Here is a 26174-nt window from a genome sequence, read left to right on the forward strand (position 1 = left end):
GGACGCCAAGTGGTACTGCGGGCACTCGGAGCAGCCCAAAGAAGGCCCCTCACGAGTTGGTTGTCAGCGACTGAGCCAGCGTTTCCGGCGGCCTCGTTGCTTGCGACAAGCCTGTCCGCGCAGGGCTCCGGAATCGAATGACGGCTTGTCATATGAGGTCTGCCGCTTGCTCGCTGCCCTCTGAACAGCATGGTGCACCTAGTGCACCATGTTGGCAAGTGGCTCGGCCAAGGTCTGCGGGAATGGATCCGGGGAGACTGGTGTACTAGGTACATCACCTGCGAGTGGAGGAATACCCCGATGACCGAGTTTCGAGGGCAGCCGGCATACCTTCAGCTGGCCGACGACCTGCGGGAACGCATCCGAAGCGGCGACCTGCCCGACGGCTCCGCACTGCCTTCGGCGCAGGATCTGATCAACAGCTCCGGCGCTTCAAGCACCGTCGTGAAGAACGCCGTGTCTCTGCTGCGAGCGGAGGGGTACGTAGTCGGACACCAGGGCAAGGGGGTCTTTGCCCAGTTCCCGCCTCGGCTCTCGGATCACTCGCGCGGCGCCGCAGATTGGGCCTTGCCGCTTCTGCAGGCAGGCGTGGAGGTTGAAGCAGCCCTACGCGAAGCGCTGAGCGAGGTCGGGGCCAGCGCAGCGAGCAGCGAAGCGGCCCTTGAGCGCTGGCATGCGGCGTTCGCCAACCTGCCGGAGAGCGTCAAGGACCGCTTGGAGAAGTCTTAGCGGTTGCCGGCGGATACGACCGACCATGCGTCGCCGATCAGCTGCTCAAGGCTGGACCGCTCCGGCTTCCAGCCGAGATCAGTTGTGATCCTGGAGATGTCGGCTACCAGCCGCGGCGGTTCGGGCTGAGGGGCGCGGTGGACTACAGGCACATCCCTTCCGGACACCCGCTCAACCATGGCCACGATCTCCCGCATGCTGGCTGCTGTGGCACCTACGTTGTAGACCCGGTACGGGACAAAAGCGTCGGCCTCAAGAGCCAACACGTAGGCGCGCGCCAGGTCGTCTACGTGCACGAAGTCCCGAACTGCGTCGCCGTCGCCGTTCATCTCAAGGTGGGGGTAGCGGCCAGCCGCCACGGCGACCGCCTTCGGGATGATGCGGCTCTCGTCCGAGTCCCCCACGCCACCGACGGCCCCCGAGATGTTGAAGCACCGCAGGCTTACGGCCTTGACCCCTCCGGCCTCCGCTCGGGCCCGGAGGGCTTCATCTGCGGCCAGCTTCGACGTCCCGTAGGGATTGCTCGGGGCGGGCAGGGTGTCCTCACCGATGGGCTGCCGATCGGGCGCTCCGTAGACCGCCGCCGTCGAGCCAAGGATGACCGTAGGGGTCTCCGAGCCTGCCGAGGCGGCAGCCAGCGCATCGAGCAGCGTCACCGTGCCGCCAGCGTTGACGGCCTGGTACTCATCCGGCCGCTCGAAGGATTCACGGACGCGGGTAAGAGCCGCGAGGTGGCAGACACCTATGACACCGTCGAGAGCTGCCCTCAGGGCCGCCTCATCCCTGATGTCGCCGTAGAAGACCTGGGTCACCGGCAGCTCCGGCAGGGGGGTATCAGCCGGCCGATGCGTGAGCACCACAGGATCGTGGCCTGCCTCGGCGAGCCGTCGTACAACCGCGTTGCCCACGAATCCGTAGGCGCCGGTCACAAGTACGCGCACTGATCTACCTCTCAGCCCAGAATGAGCCCGCGATGCTGCCACGCCAGGTCGAGGCACGCGGCGGCGGCGGATGCCAGGGGTTCATTTTCCAGTAGGTGCCGGATGTTGGCCTCAGTGAACTCGACCCCGGCACTGCTGTCGCCAGGACGCCCGGCGACCACCGTCCCCTCGGAGTTCCGGGACACCATGCCGGAGAAGACGGAGTCGTAGACGTCTGAGTCGATGACCACCACGCTGAGGATCTCGCCGGCCAGCGTGAGCGGGTCCAGCCCGATCCCGAAGCAGTACGGGCGCACCTTGCCCTCACGGCGCGCCTGGTTGAGGGTCCGGAACGGTTCGGTGGAGTCGTAGTCGATCGGTTCGCCGCTGCTGCCGTCGGCCTCGGGGTCCCCGAGGAACTCCTCCGCGTACTCCCGGAGCACGTTGCGCCAGAGGTTGAAGTCGTTCGACTGGTCCCAGGGCATCACCGATGAAGGCTGGAAGACCCCGGCCGGCATGACGTGGTAGTTCCCGCCGGCAAGCGCGACGTTGCTCGCGGAGCGGTGGTGGAGCGGGAACGAAGCACCTTCGGGGCCGAGCCGAATGGTCAGGGTGTCGATGGACGGGAGCAACGCCCTGTGGCCGAGGTCGAAGGGATCTCCGACCAAGCCCCGGAAGGGAAGTTCCGCCCAGCTTGGATCGCTGATCCATCCTGGATCGCTGCCGGTCTTCAACCAGGCGCTCGCCAGCTCGTGCGCCACGCCTTCACAGACGTCGGCCATGTCGAAGTAGGTCGTGTAGCCGAAGGACAGCTTGGGGTGCCCCTCCGCTTGCGCCACATCAAGCAACCGGAAGCTCGGCCGGTTGACGAACAGGGACGGGCGGTCGATCATCCGGATCGCCTGGGTGTAGCGATCGAACTTGGTGCCCTGAGGGGCGAGAGGGCGAACGCCCTCAGACTCCCTCTCGCGCCCGGTGATTTCCGGTGGAGTGGTCTGTGTCAGCCAGGCCAGCTCGATGTCTTCGAAGTCGACCGGCGCGGGCCACATCCAAGAATCGCGGGTGAGCACCGGACTGTTGCCGGCCCGGGAGAGGTCCGGATACAGCCGGGCTGCGGCCTTCGTCAGGTCTGCCCGGTGCCGGTTGAGCTCGCGACGCGTCATGCGCCAGCGCCGTTGGTCGTCGACTGCGGCCAGTGGCCCCTCCTCGGCCGGGGCACCAGCCGGGACCGCCACCGTGACCACAGCCTCGACCGATGGGAGTAAGCCAAGCTCATCCTCCGGAAGCGCCAGCGCACGAGCCAGCCTGCGGAGTTCGTCCATGTCCCGGATACTGCGCTTTCCGCGTTCGAGGAGGGACACGTAGGACTGGTCGTAGCCGAGCAGATCCGCTAGATCCTGCTGCTTGAGCTTGTGGAGTGCCCGGTAGGCCTTGAGAACGTCGGCCAGGTTCGAGCCGTCGGGAGGAGTCGCCCGTTCTGTATCGCTGGCGAGCCAGTGGGGCGACGGCTCAGCCCCTACGGCGCGCACAGGGCTGCCTGAGGCTCCGGGGCCGATGGCCCTGCGGCAGGGACTGCACACGGTGTCGGTGTTGCTTCGGCCCAGCTTCGTGCCGCACCTGACGCAGAGAGACGGTGCGGGCGGGGCAACAGTCATGAGCTTCTGGTCCCTTCGGGGGAAGGCGGTGGCTCCAACGGCGTGACTGAGCAACTTGGTTGACCAGTCCGCTGCCCGACCAGACCACCTTCAAGACTATGGACTCGCGATACAGGCGGCAGCGATTCGAGACAGCCCGAGCGCGCTCAGGTGCCGGGGGCGTTGCGCCCCGGAGTGCATCCGCCGCGCTCGCCGTACGCCTGTCGCCCCCTACACCCCGGGCAACACCCTGGCCTGAGAAACACCGGGTTCACTGAGGAGGCTGAATGGCAAGGCGCCGACGACCGCAGCCCAGGGACAATCGAGGGCGGTACACGAAAACCGGCATACCTCTCTGGTTCGGTGTCGCAGCGGTGGTGCTACTCATCGTCTCCTACGTCCGTTAGTAGACGACGTGAAGACACCCGAGCGGCGGCATGGCTCGGCTTAGGCGGGTGAACCAGCACGAGGGGTGGCGGACGTCCACGGACGATCACGGACCTCCGCCGCAGGTCAGCACCGCAGAATGGGCAGATCACCCGTTGACCCGGAATGCTTCGCCGAGAAACCCCTACAGCCCTGAGTCAACAGCGCTTTGACCACTCTCAGAACTCAGCAAGAGATTTCTGTCAATATATTCCACGGTCAGCCGGGGGTCTTTCAGGACAGAAATCAATCCCATCCGAAGCAACTGTCTGGCCGCCACTTCTGCCGCCAGCTCAAAATCGTCTCGAAGTTTAATCGAACGCTGCTTCTCGGCGTTGCTCTTACCATGAGCCACCGCTGACCTATATGCATAGATTTTCTTGAAACAGGTGAACGCTTCAGCTTCCGAGATTACCAGCTGAGACGACAAGACCTTGGCTCCCCGCATGGCGAGCTTGTACGTCGTTTCGCCCGGGCCAAGGTCACCAAACACTGCCTCCAGTCCGATACAAAAGTCGAGGATCGAGTCCTCTTGGGTTTCCCTAAGCAACCCCATACCGAGCCGCCTCGCCGCCAGCTTCACTCTGGCATCACACGAGCGGAGACCCTTAAACACCTCAACAACTGCTTGACATTCATCAGGCGTCAAGGGGGTGGTAAATTCGCGCCATGAATGATCAAAATGCGGCGGATACTTGCGCAGAAAGCTGACGCCCACCACGGGCGGCAAGCTCGCAGTGAAATCACGCGCCCACCCCACCGGCCTGTAGTAGATCTGCGCGTAACCCGCTGACCTATTTTCGGAGATGGCAAGGGCCCGAACAAAGTCGTCAGCAATGTCGGTCACACCCGAATGCACCGGGAGATAGTCGAAGTCCCAACGATGCTGGTGGGAAATCGAGAGGCCGTCAATGACAAGCGCATGGGTTGCAGCATGGACAAGCCACCTATTCATCGCCACGTTCGAGTCACCATACTCGGAAACAGATCGCGCCAGTTGCTCTTCGTCCGAAAGTCGTTCAATGCGGACGTTTGGCAGAATGTCTAGACGATCGATATCCATCGCAGTAAGGGCCAGTGGAACCACCGCAGAGACCGGCAACTCATCTCGGAAAATCGGAGCCTCAAGCTGCAGGTAGATAGACAGCAGGGTCTCATCTTCAATATCAGCAACATCGACCCCCTTGACACTCAAGTACCTATCTACCAACTCGAAGGGAAGAAGCGTGAGAACGCGTTCTAGAAGGCCGTCATTCGTAGCTTCTTGGTAATTTGGATTGAAATACCCCTTCACCTTGGCGGAAGATTTCGCATACGCGATGTACCCTAGATAGCTATCCCACTCCTCACATTCCGCAGCCCCATCTTTACGAAAATACTGCATCAGGGTGAAATCGTAATGGGGCGGTCCGGAATTGAAGCTTGACTGGATCCCTGGCATCCCATTATCAAGAGAATGAAGGTTCGGAAAGTTAAGATGAGGCGAGATGTATCCCCCACTCTTCTTCCTTTCTTGCAGTGCGGCGATAGCATCCCTGACTAGAGGCTTGCAGGCGCCCCAAAGCGCAGAGTCGAGCGGGCTGAATTCGCCGTTCATACACCCTCCATAATCGCTTGGTTGGATCATTTCGCGTCACACTATGCCCTGCAGGAGATTCTCCCAGGCATGCATTCTCCTGTACGGCGCTACCGATTAGGTGGTCGTTTCCGAGAAACTCGACCCCATTCCACTTAGGGCTGGACCTCTATCTGCGCCAGGTCACGGGGTGCCGCGTTCCGCCACAGGGGAAACCGCCTTGAGCAAGGAAAAGCAGTCCCGCCCAAAGTCAGTCAGGACCCACAGCTCATGCGCGTCAGGGGCATCATCACCGGGGAGCCTGTGGATCCCGTCGTCCTTGACCAGTCCCTCCGCAGTCAGACGAGCGATCGAGGCGTCTAGAGCTGCGGCAAAGCCGGGGAGCTCATTGAGAATCTCTGGTCGCCTCCACCCAGGTAGGCGCCCTGGCGCCCAGCCTGCTGGTGCCGGGTACGTCTCTCTGGAGATGACCTCCAGGAGCTTGACCTCTGGTGGTTCGATGCTCGCGAGTCCGCGAACGCGGAGACGCTCGGCATCAACGGTGGTTTCGTCACGCACCCCGCGGCCCAAGCACCGCCCGAGCGCGATGATCTTTTCGTTCAGGGGCGTTGCCATGGAGCTCTGCACAGTCTCTGACATCAACGTCAGGAGATCAGAGCTGGTCTCGATCGTCTGAACAAGTCTGTCCAGCGACTGACCCGCTTCCTGGGAACTAGCAGCGAGTGCCTGTCGCCCTCGCTCCGCTCGGCGTGCGCGATCCCTTTCTATAAGGCGTAGGAGCGGGGCATCGACGAACTCCTTGAGTGCCCCGAGTGCTATGCCTGCGATGGGGTTAGCCGCTCCGACTACTGCGACAATCGCTCCGGTTGCGGCCTTGACCCCAGACTCAGCCGATGGTCCTGCCCTTGTCTCACTTGCTTCGTGGCCCATATTCGTGATGCTAGCGAGCCACGGGTGCCTCAGTACGGGCTTTGGTTCGCGACGGTGGACGGCTCAGTTGCCGGCTTCTCAGCGGCTCGACTGCAGTGAGTGTCTAACTGGGTGACAACCGATGAGCACGAACACAGACGTCCACGGACGCTAACGGACCTCCGGCGCAGGTCAGCGCCGTAGGATGGGCACGTCGCCCCTTGCCCCGGAATGCTTCGGGACGAAGAGGTCGTGGGTTCAAATCCCGCCACCCCGACGCTGTAGTACCAGGTGAGAGCCGGTGCAAGGAAACTTGCGCCGGCTCTTTCTGCGTTGGTGGCCGATTTGGGTGACCGCCCCCTCGCCGGCGCCGGCGGGGTGGTGGCACGAAGTTGGGGGCGGGGTGCAACAAGCTGACAGCGGTCTTCGTGGTGGGTGGGTTGCGGCGCTGACAGGGTGGTTCTCACCGGCCGACAGCCGGATGACCACACCCGTTCTTCCACGACACGGAGACACCGATGAGCGTCAAGAAGATCGCCGCAGCGCTGGTGCCGGCCACGGCTCTCCTGGTTCTGCTGGTACCGGCCGAGGCGTCGGCGGCCACCGGGGCGGCCGGGGCCGCGCCGGAGAAGTTCTGTTCGGCTCCCGTGTCGCTGCCCCTGCCCGATCTGCTCGCGCAGTTCGTGCCCCGGGCCGCCGCGGGGCTGCTGCCGCGGCTGAGCTGCGTCAACGGCTGGCAGTGAGGGCGCCATGACCGAGCGGCACCCGCACGAGGTGACCCTGCTCCGGGCCGGTCCGGCCGCCGCGCCGGAGGAGATCGCCGTGATCCGCGCCGTCGGCCTGCTGCCGCCCGGCTGGACGTGCGCGCAGGAGGTGGGGGCCGGCCGGATCAGGATGCTGATCCGGCCGGCGGACGCCCCGGGTGAGGACGGGGCCGACGCGGTACGGGTCTGGCTGGCGCGGACGCTCGCGGACGGGTCGCTGCGCGGGTGGCGCGCCGCCGGGTCAGGCGGAACGGCCGGGCCGGACCCGGCGGACCGCCATGATCCGAAAGACACGGCCTAGATCCAGCCGCGTTCGCGGGCGAGGAGTGCGGCGTGCGGGCGGCTGGTGGCGTCCAGGATGCGCAGGACGTCGGCGACGTGGCGGCGGTAGGTACGGACGGAGATGTCGAGGTTCCGGGCGCCCGTCTCGTCCTTGCCCACGCGGCACAGTTCTTCCAGCACCCGGCGCTCGATGTCCGACAGCACGTCCGCCGGCGCGGCTCCCGCGTCGATCAGCTGGGACAGGTCGACGGCCTGGTCCCAGATCTTCTCGAAGAGGGCCAGGATGTTGGAGACGAGCCCGGCCTGCCGGGTGACCAGCGCGCCGCGGGAGGTGTCCGCCGGGTCGACCGGTACCAGCGCGGTCCGGCGGTCGTACACGAGGATCCGCTCCGAGAGGTCCTCCGCGACCCTGATCAGCGCGCCCTGCGCGGTGAGTTCGCGCAGGTACGCGACGGTGGGCGGGTGGTCGAGGACCTCCCGCCGCACGACGCTGCAGACGCGGACGCCGCGGCGCAGACATCGGGTGTCGAGCGGGCGGGAGTGGGCGATGTTGTCGGCCGTGAGCGCGGTGTACGGCTCCACGGAGAGGATCTCCTCGCGGGCGAAGAAGGCCAGGTCGTCGATCCGGTTGCGGATCTCGGACAGGACCTCCAGCCGCTCCACCCCTTGCGGGGCCGTGGACTTGGAGCCCTGCTCGGCCCGCAGGTCGGCGATCAGGTGCCGGGACTGGGTGACCTGCTGGAGCTGCTCGTGCAGTTCCCGCAGCCGGAGGTCGGTGAGCCGGTCCACGGCGGTCTCCGGGTCGGTGGCGAAGACCGCGCCCGGATCACCGTGCAGCAGGCCGAGCCGCGACAGCCGGCTCTGGGCGGCCTCGACACCGTCCCGGGGCGCGTGCAGGAGGACGTGGATGTCCTCGCCCTGCGTTCCCGGGTTGCGCAGGAAGTGGCGGTATATCCGCTCCTCCGTGCTGGTGAGTCCGAATACGAGCAGGCTGGTCCCGTTCACTTCTGCCCCCGCAGGCCGTCCGGTCGATGACCGCGCGGCATGGGTCAGATGGCGTGCGGTCTTACGTACTGGAACGAAGGGTAATGCCGAGGTAAAAGACCAAGTCCGGCGTAGTAGCCGAAAGTGACATGAATCATGGATCTTCTTACGGGGGAAGTTACTTTGAAGACATTCGCCGAGCACGACCCACTCGATTTCTCCACACTCACCGGCCGCGAGGTGGAGGTGCTCCTGCTGCTGGCCTCGGGCGAGCAGAACCGGTGGCTCGCGCGGCGCCTCGGCATCGCGGAGCGCACGATCCGGGCGCACACCGCGAGCATCGTGCGCAAGCTGCACCTCAAGTCGCGGTTCGAGGCCGCGATCGTCTCGCACCTGTACGCGGACGACATCCGGGGCCTCGACCCGGCGCCCCGCAGGGCCGCCTGACGGGCACCCCGTCCGGCGGACGGAGCGGAAAAGGCCCCCACCGACAGCGTCCGGCTGTCGGTGGGGGCCTTCCGCCTGCGCGGCGGGCAGGGGGGCGGCGCCCCTACGGCAGGGCGCTGCTCACGCCGTCGGCGATCATCATCCACATCGGCTGGCCGCCCGTGCCGAAGGCGGAGGCCAGCGCGTAGCCGATCGACGCGTCCGCCGGGCGGAGTTCGGCGTCCTCCTGCCACTCGGCGAGGACCAGCTCGTCCCCGTCGGAGGAGAAGTCGCCGATGTGCTTGCCGTCGCGGGTGAGCCGGCTGCTGGGGACGGAGTCCGGGACCAGGCGGTACAGCGCTCCCTCGTACTCCACGTCCACCCGGTACGAGCGCCTGGTCACACCGCCCTTGGCCGGCTTCAGCTCGACCTCGCGGCCGTCGATCCGCATCGTGAGGTGTGCGGGGTCGCGGGTGCCGATCGCGGTCTGCGGGTCCACCTCGGAGCCGGGGTCGCGCTCCAGGGTGACGCGGGGGATCCCCTCGCCCTCGACCTGGACGGCCTCCTGGCCGTCCTGTCGGACGATGATCGCGCCGAAGCGCGTGTCCTCGATGGGGGTTCGGTCCGAGTCGTTCATGAGTCAAGTCCTTCGGTGCGGTCGGAACCCGCGGTTCTTCACGGGTGGTACGGCCGGGCCTGCGGCCGGGTCGCGGGCGTCTCAGCGGGCGGAGACCAGCTGGGTCGTGGCCAGTTCGCGGTAGAGGTCGTTGCCCTCCAGCAGCTCCCGGTGCGAACCACGGGCGCCCACCCGGCCCTCGTCGAAGACGATCAGCTGGTCGGCGGACGTCACCGTGGAGAGCCGGTGGGCGATCAGCAGCACCGTGCAGTGCTCGGCGGCCTGCTCGACCGTCTTGCGCAGGGCCAGTTCGCTGCGGCCGTCGAGGTGCGCGGTGACCTCGTCGAGCAGCAGCACCTGCGGCTCGCGGAGCAGCGCCCGCGCGATGGCCAGGCGCTGCCGTTCGCCGCCGGACAGGGCCAGGCCGCGCGAGCCCACCTCGGTGTCCAGGCCGTCGGGGAGGCCCGCGACGAACTCGTCGAGCAGGGTCTTGCGCAGCACGTCGGCCACGGCCTCGTCGGTGGCGTCGGGCGCCGAGTAGAGGAGGTTCTCCCGGAGCGTTCCGGCGAGCATCGGGGAGTCCTGCTCGACGTAGGCGATGCGGCGCCGGAGGTCGGCGCGGCTCAGCGAGCGGATGTCCGTACCGTCGAGGCGGATGCTGCCGCCGTCCATGTCGTAGAAACGCTGGATCAGGGAGAACACCGTTGTCTTTCCCGATCCGGAGGAACCGACGATCGCGGTGACGGCGCCGGCCGGCGCGGTGAAACTGGTCCCCTTCAGGGTAGGCGTGCGTCCCTGGTAGGCGAACTCCACGTCTTCCACGACGACTTCCGGCGGCGGACCGGTGGGGCGGGCGGGCGTCGCGTCCACGTCGTCCTCGGTCTCCATCTCCCGGACCTCCTCGATGCGCGTGAGGGCGCCGAGGCCCTGCTGGAGGGCGGTGGTGCCGGAGACCAGGGACAGGATGGGGCCGCCCAGGTTGAACAGGTAGAGCAGGAAGCCGATCAGCGCGGCGAGGTCGAGCGCGCCCGTGGCGACCAGGGCGCCGCCGAAGCCGATGACGGCGAGGAACGAGGCCTGGACGATCAGCCCGGCGAGCACGGCGATCATCGCCTGGTAGCGGGCGCCCACCAGGCCCGCGCGGTACGCCTGCTCGGCGGCGGCGACGGCGCGCTCGGTCTCCTTGGCCTCGCCCCCGTTCGCCTTGACCGTACGGGCGGCGCCGAGGGCGCGGTCCAGGGCGGCGCCGATCGCGCCGACGGACTCCTGGGACTGGGTGGTGACGCGGCGGATCCTCGGCATGACCACGCCCATGGCCACGCCGACGACCAGCAGGACCACCGAGGTGATCCCGAGCAGGGGCAGGCTGGTGACGCCCATCAGGACGACGGTCGCCAGCAGGTGGATGGAGCCGTCGACGATCTGGATCAGCCCGCCGGTGGCCGCGTGCTGCACCAGGGTGCTGTCGGAGGTCACCCGGGTGGTCAGGCCGCCGGGCTCGGTACGGTCCAGCTCGCTGGTCCGCAGCCGGATCAGCCGGGCGATGAGGCCGCGGCGCACGTGGAGGACCACGCGCTCGGCCGTGCGCTCGCTCAGCCAGGCCTGTCCCCACATGAGGGCGATCGACAGGAGGAGCAGGCCGATCAGCAGCAGGAGCTGATCGCGCAGTCCGGCGCCGGTCATCAGGTTCGTCAGGACGGACTGGATGACCATCGGCTGGGCGAGGCCGGCGGCGCTCCCGAGCAGGGTCAGCAGCAGCACCAGCAGAAGAACACCGCGGTGCGGCCGCGCGTACGAGAGCAGCGCGCGCAGCGCGGGCCGCTCAGCCTTGGGCTTGGGCTGTTCTGCGTCAGAAGTGTTCACACCCGCATTTCTAATCCCCGGCGCGCGCAAGCGGAATTGGCACTTGCGGCAATGCCGCGAGGGCCGGACGGGTACCCGCGCGGGCTCCTGACCCGCCGAAACGGCATGGACCGGAGCGGAGTTGACGCTTGGGGCAATGCCGCAAGTGGCAATGGTGCGGGGTCTCGGCGGCGGGTCAGTATCGGTCTGTCCCCAGCGGACACCGGTCGCCGTGACGGCCACCGGAATCCCCTATCCGCCCCTGTTGGAGGAGCCTTTCCATGCAGAACGTCAGCGAGAAGGACCTGTTCGACGGCTACACCGCCTACACCTCCGCGGAGGAGCTCGGCCTGCACGACGGCCAGGCCGCCGGCCCGGCCTTCAGCCCCACCATCCCGTGGGCCATCCAGGCCGGCATCATCTCCGCCCGCTCCTCGCAGGCCTGCGCCGCCGCCCTCGGCTCGCTCGCCGCGAAGACCGTCGAGAAGAAGTGCTGATCACCTCCCCCGATCACCTCCTGATCGACCCTCCGCTCAGCAGCTGAGCAGCACCACCGCACCACCCACGGGGACCGGCCGGACCGCGACGCACCACGTCCGCGGCCACCGGCCGGCCCCGGCACGGACGGCTGGGCACCCGCCCCCGCCCGTGCCGCACCGCGCCTCCGGCCGACCGGGCCGGGCCGGCGTACCGCGTTCGACCAGCTAAGTAGGGAAACCCCATGCAGAACGTCAGCGAGAAGGACCTGTTCGACGGCTACACCGCCTACACCTCCGCGGAGGAGCTCGGCCTGCACGACGGCCAGGCCGCCGGCCCGGCCTTCAGCCCCACCATCCCGTGGGCCATCCAGGCCGGCATCATCTCCGCCCGCTCCTCGCAGGCCTGCGCCGCCGCACTCGGCTCGCTCGCCGCGAAGACCGTCGAGAAGAAGTGCTGATCACCTCCCCCGATCACCTCCTGATCGACCCTCCGCTCAGCAGCTGAGCAGCACCACCGCACCACCCACGGGGACCGGCCGGACCGCGACACACCACGTCCGCGGCCACCGGCCGGCCCCGGCACGGCGTCGCTCCGCGCCCGTGCACCACCGCAATCGCCCGAGAGGAGGAGTCATGGACGTTCCGAACACCGGATTCAGGCGGGTGCTCGTCGTGGGAACCGGGGCGCTCGGGGTGGCCTTCCTCCCCTTCTGGATCAACTGGCTGAGAAGCGCGCTCCCCGAGACGGAAGTACGGGTCGCGCTGACCCGCTCGGCGCTGCGCTTCGTGTCCGCGGACGCGGTCGCCGTGCTGTCCGGCAAGGAGGTCTTCGTCGACGACTGGAGCGCGTTCTCCGGCGTCGATGTCCCCCACGTCGAACTGGCGCGCTGGGCGGACCTGGTGCTCGTGCACCCCGCCACCCTGCACTTCGTCGGCCGGTACGCCCTCGGCATCACCGACACGCCCCTGATGCTCGCCCTCCAGTCCACCGCTGCCGTGGTGGGCGTCGCCCCCTCGCTGCCGCCCGGCGCGCACCGGAGCCCCGTCGTACAGGGGCACCTGGACGTGCTGCGGGCCCGGCCGGGCGTGGTCGTCGCGCCGACGATCCCCGCCGTCAGCGCGAGCACCGGGGAGCTGGAGGACGGCGGCTCCGCGCCGCTCAACGAGCTGTACGACCTCTGCGTCGCGCACGCCGCGGCCGTCGCCGCCCGGGCCGCGAACGATGCCGAGGCCGAGGCCGATGCCGATGCCGAGGCCGATGGTGTCGGCGCTGTCGCCGCCGCCGCCGCGAAGGGTGCCGGCTCATGACCTCCCCGGCCCTCGCGCACGCCGACGGCCTCGACCTCGTGGCCGCGTACGGGACCGGCCTGTCCGCCACCCGGATCCACCGGGCGCCCGACGGCGGGTTCCTCTGGTGGCAGGGCCCCGGCCCGCAGGTTCCGGGGCCGCTCACCGCGCCCGCCGCCCACCTGGTGCCCGGCCTTCCCCCGGAGAGCGGCGCCGCCGTGCTGGCCGTTCCGGAGCGGGCCGGCGACGGCCTGCTGCACCGCGTTTCCGGGTCGGCCTCCGCCGCGGCCTGGCTGCGGGACTTCCGGCCCCAGGCCCGGGCCCTCGTGGCCCACGCGCTCGCCTCGGCGGGCCGCTCGCTGCGGGCGCTGCACGCCGTACCCGTACCGGACGACGTCCCGCTCGGCCCCCCGCCCGGCCTGACCCGGCTGCGGGCCTGGGCGGACGGGAGCGGTGAGCTGAGGCGCCGGACCCTCGCGGCCTGGGGGCCGGAGCGGCTGGAGCGGCTGCTCGGCTGGGCCGACCAGGCCGCGCCCGCCGAAGCCGCCGCGCCCGCCACCACGGGGCCCGCCACCACCGGGACCCGGTCCCTCGTCCACGGCTGGGCATCGGTCGGCGCCCTGGTCCCGCCCCTCGGGCGGGGCGGCCGGGTGGCACTGCTGACCGGGGAGGACCTGGCCGCCGGCCGTCCCGAGCTGGACCTGGGCTGGCTGCTGGGCGAGCTCGTCGAGCTGGCCTGGGCGGCTCCGCCGCACGACTGCTCCGACCTCCAGCGGGTGCTGCTGGACGCCTACGGGCCCGGGCCGGACCCGGTGCTCGTCGGACGGTCCGCCGTTCTGCGCGTCGTCACGCACATGCAGGACTTCGCCACCTACCGCGGGTGGGACGACGAGCTCCTGGGCTACATCGCCTTTACCGCCGAACTGATCGACGAGGAGGGCCGCAGAGCGGTCCCCCAGGGAGTGTCATGACTACAGCGACCCCGGCCGGGCAGCAGCCCGCGCTGGTCCGGTACCAGCCCACCGACCTGGACACCGCTCCCGACGTGACGGAGCTGCTCGACCGGCTCGGCCTCGGCGGCTTCGTCGCCGACGGACTCACCTCGTTCGGCGGCCGCAACGACAACTGGGCCGGTACGACGACGAGCGGCGACCGGGTCTTCGTGAAGACCGTCGCCCGCGCCCCCGACGGCAGCAGCCCCGAGCTCGACCGCACGCTGGCCTTCGAGGCCCTCGCGGGGCGGCTCCCCGCGGACTCCCCGCTGCGCTCCCCCGCCCACCTCGGCACGCACCCGGAAGCCGCCCTCAGCGCCTACCGGCTGCTGGCCGGCGCCCGCTCCGGTTCCGAAGTCGCCCTGGACGGCGACTTCGACGAGGCGCTGTGCCGCGAGGCCGGCCGTGCCGTGGCCACGCTGCACGCGCTGGACCCGGCGGGCGCCGACATCGACGCCGGCGAGGCCCCCCTGCCGCCGCTGGGCTGGCTGGAGGCGTTCCCCTGGAGCGCGGTCCACGAGCGCAGCATGGCGCAGATCGCCGCCTGGAAGCTCGTCCAGGACGACGCGGAGGTCAACGCCGCGCTGCGGCTGCTGCGCGAGCGGGAGCGGTCCGCGCCGCACACCCCCGCCCACTGCGACCTGCGCTTCGACCAGTTCATCCACCACGAGGGCACGCTCTACCTGTGCGACTGGGAGGAGTTCAGGATCGCCGACCCGGCGCGCGACGTCGGCGCCTTCATCGGCGAGTGGCTCTTCCAGGCGACGTACTCCGTGTTCGCGCCGACCGGCGACCCCGGCGCGCCCGTGCTGGGCTTCGACCTGGACCACGAGGAGATCGTCGACCGCGGATCGGCCAGCCTGCGCCGGCACATCCCCCGCATCGCCGCGTTCTGGCAGGGCTACCTCGCGTGCCGCACCCCCGACCCGGAGCTGGCCGAGCGGGCCGTCGGCTTCGCCGGCTGGCACATGTACGACCGGCTGATCGCCACCGCCCAGGCCCACGCCGTCCTCAACCCCGTCGCCCGCGCGGCGGCCGGCATCGGGCGCGTCCTGCTGCTCAACCCGTCCGGTGCCGTCGCCACGCTGCGGCTCGACCCGCCCTCCGGGAGCTCCCGATGACCGTCACCGACACGCTGGTTCTCGCCCCCCGGCTGGCGGCCGCCCTGGACCTGGTGTCCGTACGGGGCGACGCGCTGCGGGCCACCGTGGACGGGCGCGAGCTCAGCGCGGAGAGCCGCCGGGACCTGCGCGGGCGCCTGACCAACGCGCTGTACGAGGAGTTCCACGCGGGCAACGGCGCACAGCGCCGGGACCCCGGCGGGGCGCCGCGGCGCAGCCTGCGCGACCCGCACCTGGAGGAGCGGCTGGCCGCGGGCGTGCCGCACGCGTACACCCCCACCCGGGGGCGGCTGGTCGAGGTGCTGCACCGGCCCTCCGGCGACCAGCTCGTCGTACGGCTTCCCGACATCACCGCCCGGGTGCCCGCCGACCGGCTCCTGAACGCGGGGGCCGAGCCGCCCCGGCCCGGGGACCTCGTCGAACTGGCGCTGGAGGCCGCCCGGCCCGCGCTGTCGCCCGGGTTCTTCTACGTCCTCGGGTCGCGCCCGCTGCCCCGCCCGACCGGGGCCGTCCGCAGGCTGTTCCTGCACGCCCTGGACGGGGACGGCGCGGCGGCGCTGTGGGCGGCCGCGCTGAAGGCGCTGGAGCGGGTCGGTGCGCTGTACCACGCGAAGGCCCTGTCGGACCCGGACGACTTCCCGCGCCGCGACGGCCTCGTCGTCTACCTGCACGGCGCCCACGGGCCGGCCGAGCGCGCCGTGGTCGAGGCGGTCCGGGACCTGCCCGGGCGCGGGGCCGACACCTCGCTGTACACCGAGCAGCTCGCGCCGGGCGTGGCGGCCGCGTGGGACCCGCGGGACCCGCGACCGGGCCAGAGCAGCATGAGCTTCGGCCAGCACCGCAGCTTCGCCCTGGCCACGGCCCTGGTCGACCACGCGTCGGCGTCGGGGGGCTGGGGGCCGGGCTCACCGCGGGGGCCGCTGGAGGAGCACATCGCGCGGGAATTCCGGGCGGCGGGGATCGACCCGCTGCACCCCGAGAACAACATCTCCACGACGGAGGGGAACTGACATGAGCGAGACGACCACGAGGGACGAGACCGACGTGACGGGCGAGACCGACGTGACGGGTGAGGCAGGCATGGCGGGCGAGGCAGACGTGGCGGAGGCTGCGGACGCGCCCGGTGCGCTCGGCGGGCCGGGTCTCGGTACCGCCATCACCACGGCGTACAGCGACGCCCTTGCCGAGGTGTACGACGACATCTACCCCGGCAGCTCCGAGATCGCCGAGTACCTGGTGACCCTGACCAAGCCGGGCGCGAGCGTCCTCGAACTCGGCGTCGGGACCGGCCGCGTGGCCGTGCCCCTCGCCGATCACGGCTTCGAGGTCCACGGGGTGGAGACCTCCGAGGGCATGCTCGCCCGCCTGGCCGAGAAGGACCCGGAGGGGCGGATCACGCCGATCCTCGGCGACTTCGCCGGCCTCGACCTGGGGCGGACCTTCGACGTGGTGCTGGCGCCCTTCAACGTCCTGTGCTGCGCGATGGCGATCGACGAGCAGATCGCCCTGATGCACGCCGTGGCGCGGCACACCGCAGCCGACGGCCACGTGGTGATCGAGACGTTCGACCCGAGCGATTACCACGTCCAGCGCAAGAGCGACCTCAAGACGCGCCCGGTCGGCACCCGCGGTGTGGTGATCGAGTCCCTCGACGTGCTCCCCGCGTCGCAGAACATGCTGCTGAACAGCACGCTGCTGCTGGACGGCGCCGCGCCCAAGTCCTCCTCCACGGTCATGCGCTACCTGTGGCCCAGCGAGCTGGACCTGCTGGCGGCGATCGCCCGCCTGGAGCTGGTCGGCCGCTACTCCGGCTGGCAGGAGCAGCCGTTCGACGGCGGTGACAGCCGCAAGATGTGCGTCTCCGTCTTCCGGCCGCTGGCATGAGCCCGTACGCCCACCGGCTGCCGAACGGCTTCGGGCTGTCGGTGGAACCGCTGCCGGGGCACGGGAGCGGCCTCGTCTCGGTCGCGCTGACGGTCGCGGTGGGCGGCGACGACGATCCGGCGGGCCGGCACGGCATGGCCCACCTCGTCGAGCACCTGATGTTCCCGCGCGGCGGCGACGGAGACGGCGCGGACGGCGGCGCGGATGCGGACGGCGGCGCGGACTCCCACGTGGCCCGGGTCGAGGGCGCGGGCGGTTTCTGCAACGCGGAGACGCACCGCGACCACACCGTCTTCCACACCACCGTGCCCGCCGGGATGCTGCCGGACGTCCTGGAGTGGGAGGCGCGGCGGCTGAGGGAGTTCGCCCCCACCGATGCGGTGCTCCGTACGGAGACGGCCGCGATCACCGAGGAGATACGCGGGGCGGCGGCCGGCGGGCGGGTCTGGGAGACGGCGCTGGCGGCGCTCCACCCCGGCAGCCGCGACAGCTTCGGGACGCCCGCGGAGCTGTCCGGCGTCACCGCGGCCGAGGCGACGGCCTTCTTCCGGCGCCACTACCGGCCGGACGCGATGGTCCTGTCGGTCGTCGGGGACGTGGACGCGGACCGGGTGGCGGCCTCCGTGGACGCGCTCTTCGCACCGCTGCGTTCCGCCACGGGGACGGCACTCGCGACCGCAGGCGCGGCGGTTGCCGCTCCGGGTACGGCGGTCACGGTCGCAGGGCCGGCAGTTGCGGGCCCTGGCGCCGCGGTCACGGGCCCGGGCAGAGCAGTTGCGGCCCCGGACCCGGCGGCTGCCGGCGCGTTCTCCGTGCGGACCGCGCCGCTGTCCTCCCCCGTAAGCGGCGTCGCCCTCGGGTACCCCCTGCCCGACCCGGTCTCCGACCGCGACGCCTACCTGGCCCGGGTCGTCCTGGCCGAACACCTCGGCCGCAGTCTGCTGCCCCGCCTCACCCGGCGCGACCCCCGTCTCGCCTCCGCCCGGATCACCTGCGGCTACCACGGGCAGTGGCTCTCCTCGGCCGCGCCCGACCTCGCGCTCGTCCTGCTGGCCCGCGCCCCCGGGGCGTCCGCCGCCGACGCGGTCGACGGCTGGCTGGACGTCCTGCGCGGGGCGGCCGCGCGGCCGGCCGGCGCCGACGACCACCGGCGGGCCGTCAACGGCCTGTTGCTCGCCTGCCACCGCACCGCCGACTCCCTCACCGCCCGCGCCGTCACCCACGGGCGTACGGCGCTGCTCTTCCCCGGCAGCGGCGGCCTCGCCGCGCTCCCCGGCGACCTGTCCCGGGTGACGCCGCGGGACGTGGCCGCCGCCGCCCGCGCCCTGCTGTCCGGACCCTGCTCGGCGACCGAACTCGGAGAGACCCGGTGAACCGCACGACCACCGACACGACCCTCGGCAACGGCCTGCGCGTCCTCGCCGTCCACGCCCCGGGCGCGCCGCTCGCGGAACTGCGGCTGGTCCTGCCGTACGCCCGTACCGCGCCGCACCTCGGCGCCGCTCAGGAAGCCCTCGCCGGGTGCCTCGGCACCGGGACCACCGCGGGCGACGGCACCCGGCAGGACGTCGCCGACCGGGCGGCGGACCTGGGTGCGGAGCTGAGCAGCGTGGTCACCGCCGAGTCGCTGGTCATGGCGGCGAGCGTGCTGTCCGCCGGCCTGCCGGGCGCGCTGGACCTCCTCGCCGACCTGCTGCTCCGCCCGGCCTACCGGGAGCCCGAACTCGCCCTGTTCCGGGCGCGCGCGGCAGCCGCTCCCCGCACGCCGGGCCCCCGGCAGCGACTGCGACGGGCACTGCTCGGCCGCGCCTTCGGCAGCCACCCGCTCGTCGACCCGCCCGGCCCGCGGAGCGCGCCCACGGCCGGCGACCTGTACGCGCTGCACGCCCGGGCCGTCGTACCGGCGGGCTCGGTGCTGCTGGTGCTGTCCGGCCGGACGCCCGACGCCGTCACCGGCCTGGTCCGGGAGCGGCTGGCGGGCTGGGAGGGCGGCCCGTCCGGGCTGGTCCTGCCGCCGTTCGCCCGCCGCACCCCGCGCCCCGGCCGGCTCGCGGTGCCCGGCGGGGACGTTCCCGCGGGCTCCGGTCAGGCCCTGGTCCTCACGGCCGGCCCCGCCGTGCCGGCCGCCGACCCCGGTCACGCTCCGCTGCACCTGGCCCAGTTGGTGCTCGGCGGATACGCGTCCTCGCTGCTGCACCGGCGCGTCCGGGACCGGCACGGGCTCGCGTACGCGGTGTCGGCGGAGATCCGCGGCAACAGGGCGGGCGACTGGCTGGAGATCGAGTGCGCCGGGGCGCCCGGCACGGCGGCCCGCGTCGCCGCCGAGGTCACCGGCTGCCTGCGGGACCTCGCCGAACACGGCCCCGGTCCAAGGGAGTTCGACCGGGCGCGCGCCTATGCGGGCGGGTTCACCCGCTTCGCGCTCGCGACCCGTACCGAGGAGGCGAGCGCGCTGGCCGGCTTCGCCGCCGCCGGGCTGCCCCTCGACTGGCTGGCGGGGTACCGCGACGCCCTCGGCGGCGTGACCGGCGACCAGGTCGCCGACGCGGCCGCACGGTTCCTGGACCCGGCCCGCGCGCTCGTCGCGACCCTCGACGACGACGCGGCGCCCGCGGACACGGAAGCAGGCGCAGGCGCAGACGCCTGCGCGGACACGGACGAAGAGAGAGAAGAGAGCGACCGGTGGACCCAGTGAACGCGACGCCTCCCGCCGACCCGGACCCCCGGCTCCCGGCCGTCCTCTACCCCCTGCAGCCCGACCACCCCGACCTCGTCGCCCCCTTCGCCTCCCTGGTGGGGCGCAGCGGCGCCCGCCGGCTGTGGCTGTGCCAGTCCTTCAAGGCGGAGCCGCACCAGGTCCTGGCCCACCTCGCGGGGAGGGGCCACACCGTTCCGGTCGGCACGAGCGTGACGCTGCTGCCGCTGCGCCACCCGTACGAGGCAGCGCTCCAGGCCCGGTCCCTGGCCCTGATCACCGGCCGGCCGGTGGTGGCGGGCTTCGGCATCGGCAACCCGGACTTCGTGTCGGGCCTCACCGGCAGCCCGTACGCCAGCCCGCGCACCGCCGTCCGCGACTACCTCACCTCCGTGCGCGCCCTCCTCGACGGCGGAACGGTCGCCCACGAGGGCCCGTACCACCAGATGCACGGCGGCCTGATGCCGCTGGACCACGCCCCGGTGGAGGTCGGCGCCGGGGTGCTGCGGCCGGGCATGGCCCGTACCGCCGGCGAGGTCGCCGACGTGGCCATCACCTGGATGACCCCGCCGTCCTACCTCGCCGGAACGCTCCGGCCCGCCCTCGACGAGGGCGCGGCGTCCGGGGGGCGCGCCGGCCGGCCGAGGATCGCCACCGCCGTGCACGTCGCCGTCGCGCGCCCCGGCCGCGATCCCCGCCGCCTCGCCCTGGCCGCGGCCGGCAGCCACCTGCGCGCACCGCACTACGCCGACATGCTGCGCCGGGCCGGCGTCGCCGTGGACCCGCACGATCCGGCGGGGACGGCCGACGCGCTGCTGCGCGGGCAGGTCGTCGTCACCGGCACGCCGGAGGAGATCGCCGAGGCGCTCGACGGCTACCGCCGGGCGGGGGTGGACGAGGTGATGCTCAACCCGTCGGGCGTGCTGATGACCGAGGGCGTGCGGGCGGCCGTCGCCGACATGGAGGAGATCCTCGCCGCCTGCGACAGGATCCTGCCCCGCCCGCGGCAGCAAGCTGCGGCCTGAGCAGCCCTGTCGGGCCCCCGCCCGCTGCTTTGCTGGGACGTACGGAGGAGGCGTTCCGCTTCTGCATCCGCCTCCGCATCCACCTCCGTCCTTCCGTCCGTCCGTCCGTCCGAGCAGGAAGAAGAACCGTTTCGTGAACAGCAGGGAACACCCCGACCGGGGAGTCGGCGCCAGCGTCGCCCTGTCGGGCATCAGCAAGAGGTTCGGCGCCCACCAGGCGCTGGAGGACGTCACCTTCGAGCTGAGGCCGGGCAAGGTGACCGGTCTGCTCGGGCCCAACGGCGCGGGCAAGAGCACCCTGCTCCGGATCCTGCTGGGCCTCGCCCGCCCGGACAGCGGTACCGCGCTCGTCCTCGGGGAGGCGCCCGGCGCCGCGCCGGAGCGCGCCCGGCGGATCGGCGTCGTCGCGGACGCCCTCGGCTTCCCGCCCCGCCTGACCGTACGGCGGCAGCTGGAGATATCCGCCCGCTCGCTCGGCCTGCCCGCGTCCCGCGTCGACGAGGTGCTCGCACAGGTCGACCTGGAGGGCGTCGCCGCCCGCAAGCGCGTGCGCAGCTGCTCCACCGGCATGCGGCAGCGCCTCGCGCTGGCGGTCGCTCTGCTCCCCGACCCCGAACTCCTCATCCTGGACGAGCCGTTGAACGGACTCGACCCGGACGGCATCCGCTGGATGCGCCGCCTCGTCGAGCAGGTCGCGGCCCGCGGCCGCACCGTGCTCATCGCGAGCCACATGCTCTCCGAGGTCGAGCAGAGCGTGGACGACATCGTCGTGCTGCGCCGCTCGGTGCTGTTCACCGGCTCCCTGCGGGACCTGGTGCGGCGCGGCGACGGCCGCCTGGAGGACGCGTACTTCGGACTCGTCGAAGGCGCGGCCGACGGCCCGGTGCGCGGCGCCGCCGACCGGCCCGCCGACGACCTTCTCACCGGCCGGGAGGCCTCCCGTGCGTAACCCGATGCGGAACCAGCTCGCCGCCGAGACCCTCAAGGCACGTTCCGGCGCCGCCCTGCCCGGGCTGCTCCTGGCCGCGGTGGCGCTGAGCGCGCTCGGCCAGCTCGGCGCCGTCTACGCCGAAGCCGACCTCGCCGCCACCGCCCTGGAGACCTCCCACCGGGTGATGACCCTCGCCGGTTCGGCGACGCTCTTCTCGACCCTCTTCGGGGCGCTGCTGGTCACGGGCGAGTTCAAGTCCGGCTCGATCGGCCGCAGCGTCCTCTACGCCCCCGGCAGGGGCGCCGTCGTCGGTGCGAAACTGCTGGTGGCGGGCTTGGCCGGGGCGCTCTTCGGGGTCGTCTCGGTGCTGAGCTCACTGGCGGTCGGCGCCGCCGCGTTCGCCGCCAAGGACGCCTCGCCGGTCCTGGACGGGCGCTCAGGAGTGATCGCGGCCGCCGTGGTCGCGGTCTGCGCGCTGGCCGCGCCGTGGGGCGCGGCGATCGGGTTCGTCGTGCGGAGCCAGCTGGTCGCGGTGCTCGGCCTGGTGGTGTGGGGCACCTTCGGACAGCTGATGGTGCTGGGCCAGTTCCCGGAGGTGGGGCGCTTCCTCCCGGACGGCGCGCAGCTGAGCGTGCTCGGCGACGAACTCACCTTCCCGAGCGCCCTGGACGCCCCGTACGGGCTGCTGCTCCTGGTCGCCTGGGGCGCCGGCACGGCGCTCCTGGCCCACCGCTTCTTCGCCCGCCGGGACGTCTGACCGCCGCCCCCGCCGCCCGCCTAGGCGGGCGGGGGCGCGGCCAGAGCGGTCAGTTCCGTGCGGGTCAGGGTGAGGAGCGCCGGGGCGTCGTGGGGGTCCAGTCCGCGGGCGGTCGCCGCCGCGTCGAGGTGGGCCAGGACCGCTCCGAGCGTCGGGAGGCCGCCGAGGGGGCGCAGCAGCCACAGCCGGCCCGGCGGCCGGGGCGGGAGTCCGAGGGCGGCGAGCGCCTCGTCGGCCTCGCGGTCCAGGCCGGCCAGGTCGGCGCCGTCGAGCGGGGCGCACGCGACGGCGGTGACGTGGCCGTGTCCGTCGAGCGAGGTCTCCACCGCCCAGCGGGTGGACCGGTCCGGGACCCAGGTACGGGCCGGTGCGGGCCAGACGTACGGCAGGAACGCCCAGCGCGCGCCCTCGGGGGCCCGCTCCCAGCCCAGCACCTCCAGCTCGCGGACCTCGGGCAGCCGGTCCGGCTCCTGCTCGCTGCGGCCGGAGCGGCGCTGCGCGAGCGGGTGCGGCGTTCCGTCCTCGTCCCACGACATGCGGGCAGGCTACGCCGCACCGCCGCCGAACCGCCGCCCGACGCGTCGTCAGCGGGGGCGGCGGGTGAAGTCGACCTCGGACCCGGGCTCCCCCGGCCAGAACAGGCGGGCCGGGGCGGGCGGGTTCTCCGCGAGGACGCGCCCGTGCGCGACGACGTACCGGGGGCGGACCTGCCGGCGGACCGCCTCCAGCGGCGTCGGCGCGGGGAGCAGGACGAAGGAGGCCACGGCGCCCTCCGCGATGCCGTACTCCGCCTCCGGGAGGCCCAGGACGCGCGCGGCGCGGTCCGTCACCATCGCGAAGGCCTCCGGGATCTCGTCGGTGCCCGTGAGCTGGGCGGCGTACACACCGACGAGGGCGGTCTGGAGCGGGTTGCCGGTGCCGAGCGCGTTCCACGGGTCCATCACGTCGTCGTGGCCGAAGGCCACGTTCACCCCCGCCGCCAGCATCTCCTTGACCTGGGTGAGGCCGCGGCGCTTGGGATAGGCGTCGAAGCGGCCCTGTAGGTTGAGGTTGGCGAAGGGGTTGGAGACCAGGTTGATCCCCGAACGCGACAGCAGGCGCTGGAGTTTGAAGCTGTACGCGCCGCCGTAGGAGCCCATCGCCGTCGTGTGGGAGGCCGTGGCGCGTCCGCGCAGGCCCGAGCGCAGGGCCAGGGCGGCCAGCACCTCCACGAAGCGGGACTGCTCGTCGTCGATCTCGTCGCAGTGCGCGTCGACGCGCAGCCCGTGCTCCTCGGCGAGCGCGAAGGCCGTGGTCAGCGAGGCGATCCCGTCCTCGCGGGTGTCCTCGAAGTGCGGGATCGCGCCGACGACGTCCGCACCGCGCCGGACCGCCTCGCGCAGCAGCGCCTCGCCGTCCGGGAAGGAGACGATGCCCTCCTGCGGGAAGGCCACGATCTGCAGGGTCATGAAGTCACGCACCCGGTCGCGCACTTCGAGCAGGGCGTCGAGCGCGGTCAGGGCCGGGTCGGTGGTGTCGCAGTGGGTGCGCACGTGCAGCACGCCCTGCGCCGCCTGCCAGCGCAGCACCTCGGTGGCCCGGTCGACGACGTCGTCCCGGGTCAGGGTCCGCTTGCGCTCGCTCCAGCAGGCGATGCCCTCCCACAGGGTGCCGGAGGCGTTGGGGCGCGGCTCGCCGGCGGTCAGGGCGGTGTCGAGGTGGATGTGCGGTTCGACGAAGGGGGCGGTGAGCAGGGACCCGTGGGCCTCGATCAGGACGCCGGTGGCCGGGGGTTCCTTCGCGTCGTCGTGCGGCAGGACGCGGGCGATCCGGCCGTCCTCGCCCACCTCCACGTCCCAGAGGGCTCCCGGTCCCCGCTCGTGGCCTTCGGTGTGCAGCAGCCGGGCGCCCCGGACGATCATCCGCATGCCGCCAGCGTACGCACGCCGCCCGCGCCCCGGCGGGAGGCCGCGGGAAGCGGCGGGCGGCCGGTTCCGGGCGGCGCCCGTCCGGCGGGGTCGCCGTTCGGGGACCGCGTGTGGCAAGAATGGGAGGCATGACCAGCGACAGCGATGTGACCGGCAACGACGAGACCCCCGACACCGCCCCCGACGGGGTCCCCGAGTGGGAGAAGCGGTTCCGCGCGCCGCGCGTCGGTCTGCCCGAGTGGGCCGAGGACGCACCGGACCGCTCGCTCTTCGTCTCGAACGCGACCGGCACCTTCGAGCTCTACGCCTGGGACCGCGCCACCGGCGCCCAGCGGCAGGCCACGGACCGCCCCAACGGCACCACCGACGGCACGCTCTCCCCCGACGGCGAGTGGATCTGGTGGTTCTCCGACACCGACGGCGACGAGTTCGGCACCTGGGTCCGCCAGCCCTTCGCGGGCGGCCCCGACGAGCCGGCCACGCCCGGGCTGGAGCCCTCGTACTCCGCGGGCCTGGCCATCGGGCGCGACGGGACGGCGGTCGTGGGCCGGTCCACCGACGAGGACGGCACGACCATCCACGTGGTGCGGCCGGACGGGAGCGCGCCCTCCGTCGTCTACCGCCACCGCGAGTCCGCCGGAGTGGGCGACCTGTCCCGCGACGGCTCCCTGCTCGTCATCGAGCACACCGAGCACGGCGACGCGATGCACTCGGCGCTGCGCGTGGTCACCCTCGACGGCGCCGCGGTCGCGGAACTCGACGACTCCAAGGGCGGCACCGAGGACCTCGGCCTCGGCGTCCTCGGCTTCGCTCCCGTCGACGGCGACACCCGGCTGCTCGTCGGCCACCAGCGGCGCGGCCGGTGGGAGCCGATGGTGTGGGACGTGTCCACGGGCACGGAGACGGAACTCGGCATCGAGCTGCCGGGCGACGTCAGCGCCGAGTGGTACCCGGACGGGTCGGCGCTGCTGATCGTGCACAGCTTCGAGGCGCGCAGCGAACTGTGGCGCTACGACCTGGCCGAGCGGTCCCTGGTCGCGGTGGAGACCCCGGCCGGAACCGTGTCCGGCGCGACGGCGCGCCCCGACGGCACGGTGGAGTACCAGTGGTCCTCGGCCGCCGAGCCCGCCTCCGTGCGGTCCACCGCGGGCGGGGTCGTCCTGGACCCGCCCGGCTTCCGGCCGCCGGGCTCGGTGCCGGTCGAGGACGTGTGGGTGGAGGGCCCCGGCGGACGGATCCACGCGCTGGCGCAGCGGCCCGTCGGCCACGGCGACGGCCCCTTCCCGACCATCTTCGAGATCCACGGCGGTCCGACCTGGCACGACAGCGACGCCTTCCTGGCGACCCCGGCGGCCTGGCTCGACCACGGCTTCGCGGTCGTCCGCGTCAACTACCGCGGCTCGACCGGCTACGGCCGCGAGTGGACCGACGCCCTCAAGCACCGCGTCGGCCTGATCGAGCTGGAGGACATCGAGGCGGTCCGCGCGTGGGCGGTCGAGTCCGGCCTCGCGGACCCGGCGCGCCTGGTGCTCTCGGGCGGCTCCTGGGGCGGGTACCTGACGCTGCTGGGCCTCGGCACCCGGCCGGACGCCTGGGCCGTGGGCCTGGCCGCCGTGCCCGTCGCCGACTACGTGACGGCGTACCACGACGAGATGGAGGCGCTGAAGTCCCTGGACCGCACGCTCTTCGGCGGCACCCCGGAGGAGGTCCCGGACCGCTTCGAGGCGTCCTCGCCGCTGACGTACGTGGACGCGGTGAAGGCCCCCGTGTACATCGCGGCGGGCGTCAACGACCCGCGCTGCCCGATCCGGCAGATCGACAACTACGTCGACCGGCTCGCGGCGCGCGGCGCGGAGCACGAGGTGTACCGCTTCGACGCGGGCCACGGCTCGCTGGTCGTGGAGGAGCGGATCAAGCAGGTCCGGATGGAGCTGGAGTTCGCCCTGAAGCACCTCCCCCGCTGACCCCGGCGAACCGAGCCCCGGCAG

The 26174-nt window shown here is 71.8% G+C and carries 26 protein-coding genes; 17 read left to right on the forward strand and 9 right to left on the reverse strand.

The genetic code is table 11. The annotated features are described in order from the left end of the window. The first annotated feature begins 300 nt into the window (after nt 1-300). Entirely contained in the window at nt 301-729 is a 429-nt protein-coding gene (locus ACZ6S8_RS18025; RefSeq protein ID WP_469456794.1) for a winged helix-turn-helix domain-containing protein, read from the forward strand. Here the strand turns inward: ACZ6S8_RS18025 and ACZ6S8_RS18030 are convergent. From ACZ6S8_RS18030 to ACZ6S8_RS18045, 4 genes are all read right to left on the reverse strand, one after another. Next, on the reverse strand, nt 726-1670 hold the full coding sequence (locus ACZ6S8_RS18030) for an NAD-dependent epimerase/dehydratase family protein (protein ID WP_469456796.1): 945 nt from the start codon (nt 1668-1670) through the stop codon (nt 726-728). The two genes, ACZ6S8_RS18025 and ACZ6S8_RS18030, sit on opposite strands and share 4 nt — an antisense overlap. A gap of 11 nt (nt 1671-1681) precedes the next feature. Continuing rightward, nucleotides 1682-3178, reverse strand: coding sequence for a helix-turn-helix transcriptional regulator (locus tag ACZ6S8_RS18035; protein WP_469456798.1), 1497 nt, complete (start codon nt 3176-3178; stop codon nt 1682-1684). 676 nt (nt 3179-3854) lie between these two features. Then, nucleotides 3855-5306 (reverse strand): hypothetical protein, encoded by a 1452-nt coding sequence (locus ACZ6S8_RS18040; RefSeq protein WP_469456800.1) that lies wholly within the window; start codon nt 5304-5306, stop codon nt 3855-3857. A 162-nt stretch (nt 5307-5468) separates the two neighbouring features. Further along, entirely contained in the window at nt 5469-6215 is a 747-nt protein-coding gene (locus tag ACZ6S8_RS18045; RefSeq protein ID WP_469456802.1) for a hypothetical protein, read from the reverse strand. 497 nt (nt 6216-6712) lie between these two features. On the opposite strand from ACZ6S8_RS18045, the gene ACZ6S8_RS18050 reads away from it, so the two are divergent. Then, nucleotides 6713-6937 (forward strand): hypothetical protein, encoded by a 225-nt coding sequence (locus ACZ6S8_RS18050; protein ID WP_469456804.1) that lies wholly within the window; start codon nt 6713-6715, stop codon nt 6935-6937. 7 nt (nt 6938-6944) lie between these two features. Then, the gene (locus ACZ6S8_RS18055; RefSeq protein WP_469456806.1) at nt 6945-7259 is read left to right on the forward strand and encodes a hypothetical protein; all 315 of its coding nucleotides are present in this window, start codon (nt 6945-6947) and stop codon (nt 7257-7259) included. Here the strand turns inward: ACZ6S8_RS18055 and ACZ6S8_RS18060 are convergent. Next, a complete protein-coding gene (locus ACZ6S8_RS18060) occupies nt 7256-8245 on the reverse strand; it encodes a helix-turn-helix transcriptional regulator (RefSeq protein WP_469456808.1) in 990 nt (329 codons plus the stop codon). The two genes, ACZ6S8_RS18055 and ACZ6S8_RS18060, sit on opposite strands and share 4 nt — an antisense overlap. Nucleotides 8246-8407: 162 nt before the next feature. On the opposite strand from ACZ6S8_RS18060, the gene ACZ6S8_RS18065 reads away from it, so the two are divergent. Further along, nucleotides 8408-8671 (forward strand): helix-turn-helix domain-containing protein, encoded by a 264-nt coding sequence (locus tag ACZ6S8_RS18065; RefSeq protein WP_469456810.1) that lies wholly within the window; start codon nt 8408-8410, stop codon nt 8669-8671. A gap of 103 nt (nt 8672-8774) precedes the next feature. On the opposite strand, the gene ACZ6S8_RS18070 is transcribed toward ACZ6S8_RS18065, so the two are convergent. Then, nucleotides 8775-9287: a hypothetical protein gene (locus ACZ6S8_RS18070; protein WP_469456812.1), complete on the reverse strand. Its 513-nt coding sequence runs from the start codon at nt 9285-9287 to the stop codon at nt 8775-8777. Nucleotides 9288-9368: 81 nt separating this feature from the next. Beyond that, entirely contained in the window at nt 9369-11129 is a 1761-nt protein-coding gene (locus tag ACZ6S8_RS18075) for an ABC transporter ATP-binding protein (protein WP_469456814.1), read from the reverse strand. A 260-nt stretch (nt 11130-11389) separates the two neighbouring features. On the opposite strand from ACZ6S8_RS18075, the gene lxmA (ACZ6S8_RS18080) reads away from it, so the two are divergent. The 12 genes from lxmA (ACZ6S8_RS18080) to ACZ6S8_RS18135 all read left to right on the forward strand — a co-directional run bounded on the left by lxmA (ACZ6S8_RS18080) (nt 11390) and on the right by ACZ6S8_RS18135 (nt 22279). Beyond that, a complete protein-coding gene (gene lxmA, locus ACZ6S8_RS18080) occupies nt 11390-11605 on the forward strand; it encodes a lexapeptide family class V lantibiotic (protein ID WP_469456816.1) in 216 nt (71 codons plus the stop codon). Between the two features lie 224 nt (nt 11606-11829). Continuing rightward, a complete protein-coding gene (lxmA, locus tag ACZ6S8_RS18085) occupies nt 11830-12045 on the forward strand; it encodes a lexapeptide family class V lantibiotic (protein ID WP_469456816.1) in 216 nt (71 codons plus the stop codon). A gap of 175 nt (nt 12046-12220) precedes the next feature. Next, nucleotides 12221-12895, forward strand: coding sequence for a peptide terminal cysteine decarboxylase LxmD (gene lxmD / locus ACZ6S8_RS18090; RefSeq protein WP_469456818.1), 675 nt, complete (start codon nt 12221-12223; stop codon nt 12893-12895). Then, nucleotides 12892-13845: a phosphotransferase family protein gene (locus tag ACZ6S8_RS18095; protein WP_469456820.1), complete on the forward strand. Its 954-nt coding sequence runs from the start codon at nt 12892-12894 to the stop codon at nt 13843-13845. The genes lxmD and ACZ6S8_RS18095 overlap by 4 nt, the downstream gene beginning before the upstream one ends. Then, nucleotides 13842-14987 carry a class V lanthionine synthetase subunit LxmK gene (gene lxmK / locus ACZ6S8_RS18100; RefSeq protein ID WP_469456821.1) on the forward strand — a complete coding sequence of 382 codons (1146 nt, stop codon included), beginning with the start codon at nt 13842-13844 and terminating at the stop codon, nt 14985-14987. The genes ACZ6S8_RS18095 and lxmK overlap by 4 nt, the downstream gene beginning before the upstream one ends. Then, nucleotides 14984-15997 carry a T3SS effector HopA1 family protein gene (locus tag ACZ6S8_RS18105; RefSeq protein ID WP_469456823.1) on the forward strand — a complete coding sequence of 338 codons (1014 nt, stop codon included), beginning with the start codon at nt 14984-14986 and terminating at the stop codon, nt 15995-15997. Before lxmK ends, ACZ6S8_RS18105 begins: the two co-directional genes overlap by 4 nt. A gap of 1 nt (nt 15998) precedes the next feature. Next, on the forward strand, nt 15999-16871 hold the full coding sequence (locus tag ACZ6S8_RS18110; protein ID WP_469456824.1) for a class I SAM-dependent methyltransferase: 873 nt from the start codon (nt 15999-16001) through the stop codon (nt 16869-16871). Beyond that, nucleotides 16868-18244, forward strand: a complete 1377-nt coding sequence (locus ACZ6S8_RS18115) for a M16 family metallopeptidase (RefSeq protein WP_469456826.1) — start codon at nt 16868-16870, stop codon at nt 18242-18244. Before ACZ6S8_RS18110 ends, ACZ6S8_RS18115 begins: the two co-directional genes overlap by 4 nt. Then, nucleotides 18241-19566, forward strand: a complete 1326-nt coding sequence (locus ACZ6S8_RS18120) for a M16 family metallopeptidase (protein ID WP_469456828.1) — start codon at nt 18241-18243, stop codon at nt 19564-19566. Before ACZ6S8_RS18115 ends, ACZ6S8_RS18120 begins: the two co-directional genes overlap by 4 nt. After that, nucleotides 19563-20591 carry a F420-dependent peptide dehydroalanine reductase LxmJ gene (lxmJ, locus tag ACZ6S8_RS18125; RefSeq protein WP_469456996.1) on the forward strand — a complete coding sequence of 343 codons (1029 nt, stop codon included), beginning with the start codon at nt 19563-19565 and terminating at the stop codon, nt 20589-20591. The genes ACZ6S8_RS18120 and lxmJ overlap by 4 nt, the downstream gene beginning before the upstream one ends. A gap of 133 nt (nt 20592-20724) precedes the next feature. Further along, nucleotides 20725-21540 (forward strand): ABC transporter ATP-binding protein, encoded by an 816-nt coding sequence (locus ACZ6S8_RS18130; protein WP_469456829.1) that lies wholly within the window; start codon nt 20725-20727, stop codon nt 21538-21540. Then, nucleotides 21533-22279, forward strand: a complete 747-nt coding sequence (locus tag ACZ6S8_RS18135; protein ID WP_469456830.1) for an ABC transporter permease — start codon at nt 21533-21535, stop codon at nt 22277-22279. Before ACZ6S8_RS18130 ends, ACZ6S8_RS18135 begins: the two co-directional genes overlap by 8 nt. Nucleotides 22280-22299: 20 nt before the next feature. Here ACZ6S8_RS18135 and ACZ6S8_RS18140 read toward each other — a convergent pair whose 3' ends face one another. After that, complete coding sequence (locus tag ACZ6S8_RS18140; protein WP_469456832.1) at nt 22300-22815, reverse strand: DUF5956 family protein; 516 nt, start codon at nt 22813-22815, stop codon at nt 22300-22302. Between the two features lie 48 nt (nt 22816-22863). Beyond that, nucleotides 22864-24186 carry a cytosine deaminase gene (gene codA, locus ACZ6S8_RS18145; RefSeq protein WP_469456833.1) on the reverse strand — a complete coding sequence of 441 codons (1323 nt, stop codon included), beginning with the start codon at nt 24184-24186 and terminating at the stop codon, nt 22864-22866. Nucleotides 24187-24314: 128 nt separating this feature from the next. On the opposite strand from codA, the gene ACZ6S8_RS18150 reads away from it, so the two are divergent. Continuing rightward, nucleotides 24315-26150, forward strand: coding sequence for a S9 family peptidase (locus ACZ6S8_RS18150; RefSeq protein WP_469456835.1), 1836 nt, complete (start codon nt 24315-24317; stop codon nt 26148-26150). Nucleotides 26151-26174: the final 24 nt, after the last annotated feature.

This window comes from Streptomyces sp. NPDC048461 (assembly GCF_055587105.1).

Excerpts from the sequence above, each read along its gene's own strand:
- ACZ6S8_RS18025 (WP_469456794.1), top strand. The coding sequence starts at position 301 with ATGACCGAGTTTCGAGGGCAGCCGGCATACCTTCAGCTGGCCGACGAC.
- ACZ6S8_RS18040 (WP_469456800.1), bottom strand. The coding sequence starts at position 5,306 with ATGAACGGCGAATTCAGCCCGCTCGACTCTGCGCTTTGGGGCGCCTGC.
- ACZ6S8_RS18045 (WP_469456802.1), bottom strand. The coding sequence starts at position 6,215 with ATGGGCCACGAAGCAAGTGAGACAAGGGCAGGACCATCGGCTGAGTCT.
- ACZ6S8_RS18050 (WP_469456804.1), top strand. The coding sequence starts at position 6,713 with ATGAGCGTCAAGAAGATCGCCGCAGCGCTGGTGCCGGCCACGGCTCTC.
- ACZ6S8_RS18055 (WP_469456806.1), top strand. The coding sequence starts at position 6,945 with ATGACCGAGCGGCACCCGCACGAGGTGACCCTGCTCCGGGCCGGTCCG.
- ACZ6S8_RS18070 (WP_469456812.1), bottom strand. The coding sequence starts at position 9,287 with ATGAACGACTCGGACCGAACCCCCATCGAGGACACGCGCTTCGGCGCG.
- lxmA (WP_469456816.1), top strand. The coding sequence starts at position 11,390 with ATGCAGAACGTCAGCGAGAAGGACCTGTTCGACGGCTACACCGCCTAC.
- lxmA (WP_469456816.1), top strand. The coding sequence starts at position 11,830 with ATGCAGAACGTCAGCGAGAAGGACCTGTTCGACGGCTACACCGCCTAC.
- lxmD (WP_469456818.1), top strand. The coding sequence starts at position 12,221 with ATGGACGTTCCGAACACCGGATTCAGGCGGGTGCTCGTCGTGGGAACC.
- ACZ6S8_RS18095 (WP_469456820.1), top strand. The coding sequence starts at position 12,892 with ATGACCTCCCCGGCCCTCGCGCACGCCGACGGCCTCGACCTCGTGGCC.
- lxmK (WP_469456821.1), top strand. The coding sequence starts at position 13,842 with ATGACTACAGCGACCCCGGCCGGGCAGCAGCCCGCGCTGGTCCGGTAC.
- ACZ6S8_RS18105 (WP_469456823.1), top strand. The coding sequence starts at position 14,984 with ATGACCGTCACCGACACGCTGGTTCTCGCCCCCCGGCTGGCGGCCGCC.
- ACZ6S8_RS18110 (WP_469456824.1), top strand. The coding sequence starts at position 15,999 with ATGAGCGAGACGACCACGAGGGACGAGACCGACGTGACGGGCGAGACC.
- ACZ6S8_RS18115 (WP_469456826.1), top strand. The coding sequence starts at position 16,868 with ATGAGCCCGTACGCCCACCGGCTGCCGAACGGCTTCGGGCTGTCGGTG.
- ACZ6S8_RS18140 (WP_469456832.1), bottom strand. The coding sequence starts at position 22,815 with ATGTCGTGGGACGAGGACGGAACGCCGCACCCGCTCGCGCAGCGCCGC.
- codA (WP_469456833.1), bottom strand. The coding sequence starts at position 24,186 with ATGCGGATGATCGTCCGGGGCGCCCGGCTGCTGCACACCGAAGGCCAC.
- ACZ6S8_RS18150 (WP_469456835.1), top strand. The coding sequence starts at position 24,315 with ATGACCAGCGACAGCGATGTGACCGGCAACGACGAGACCCCCGACACC.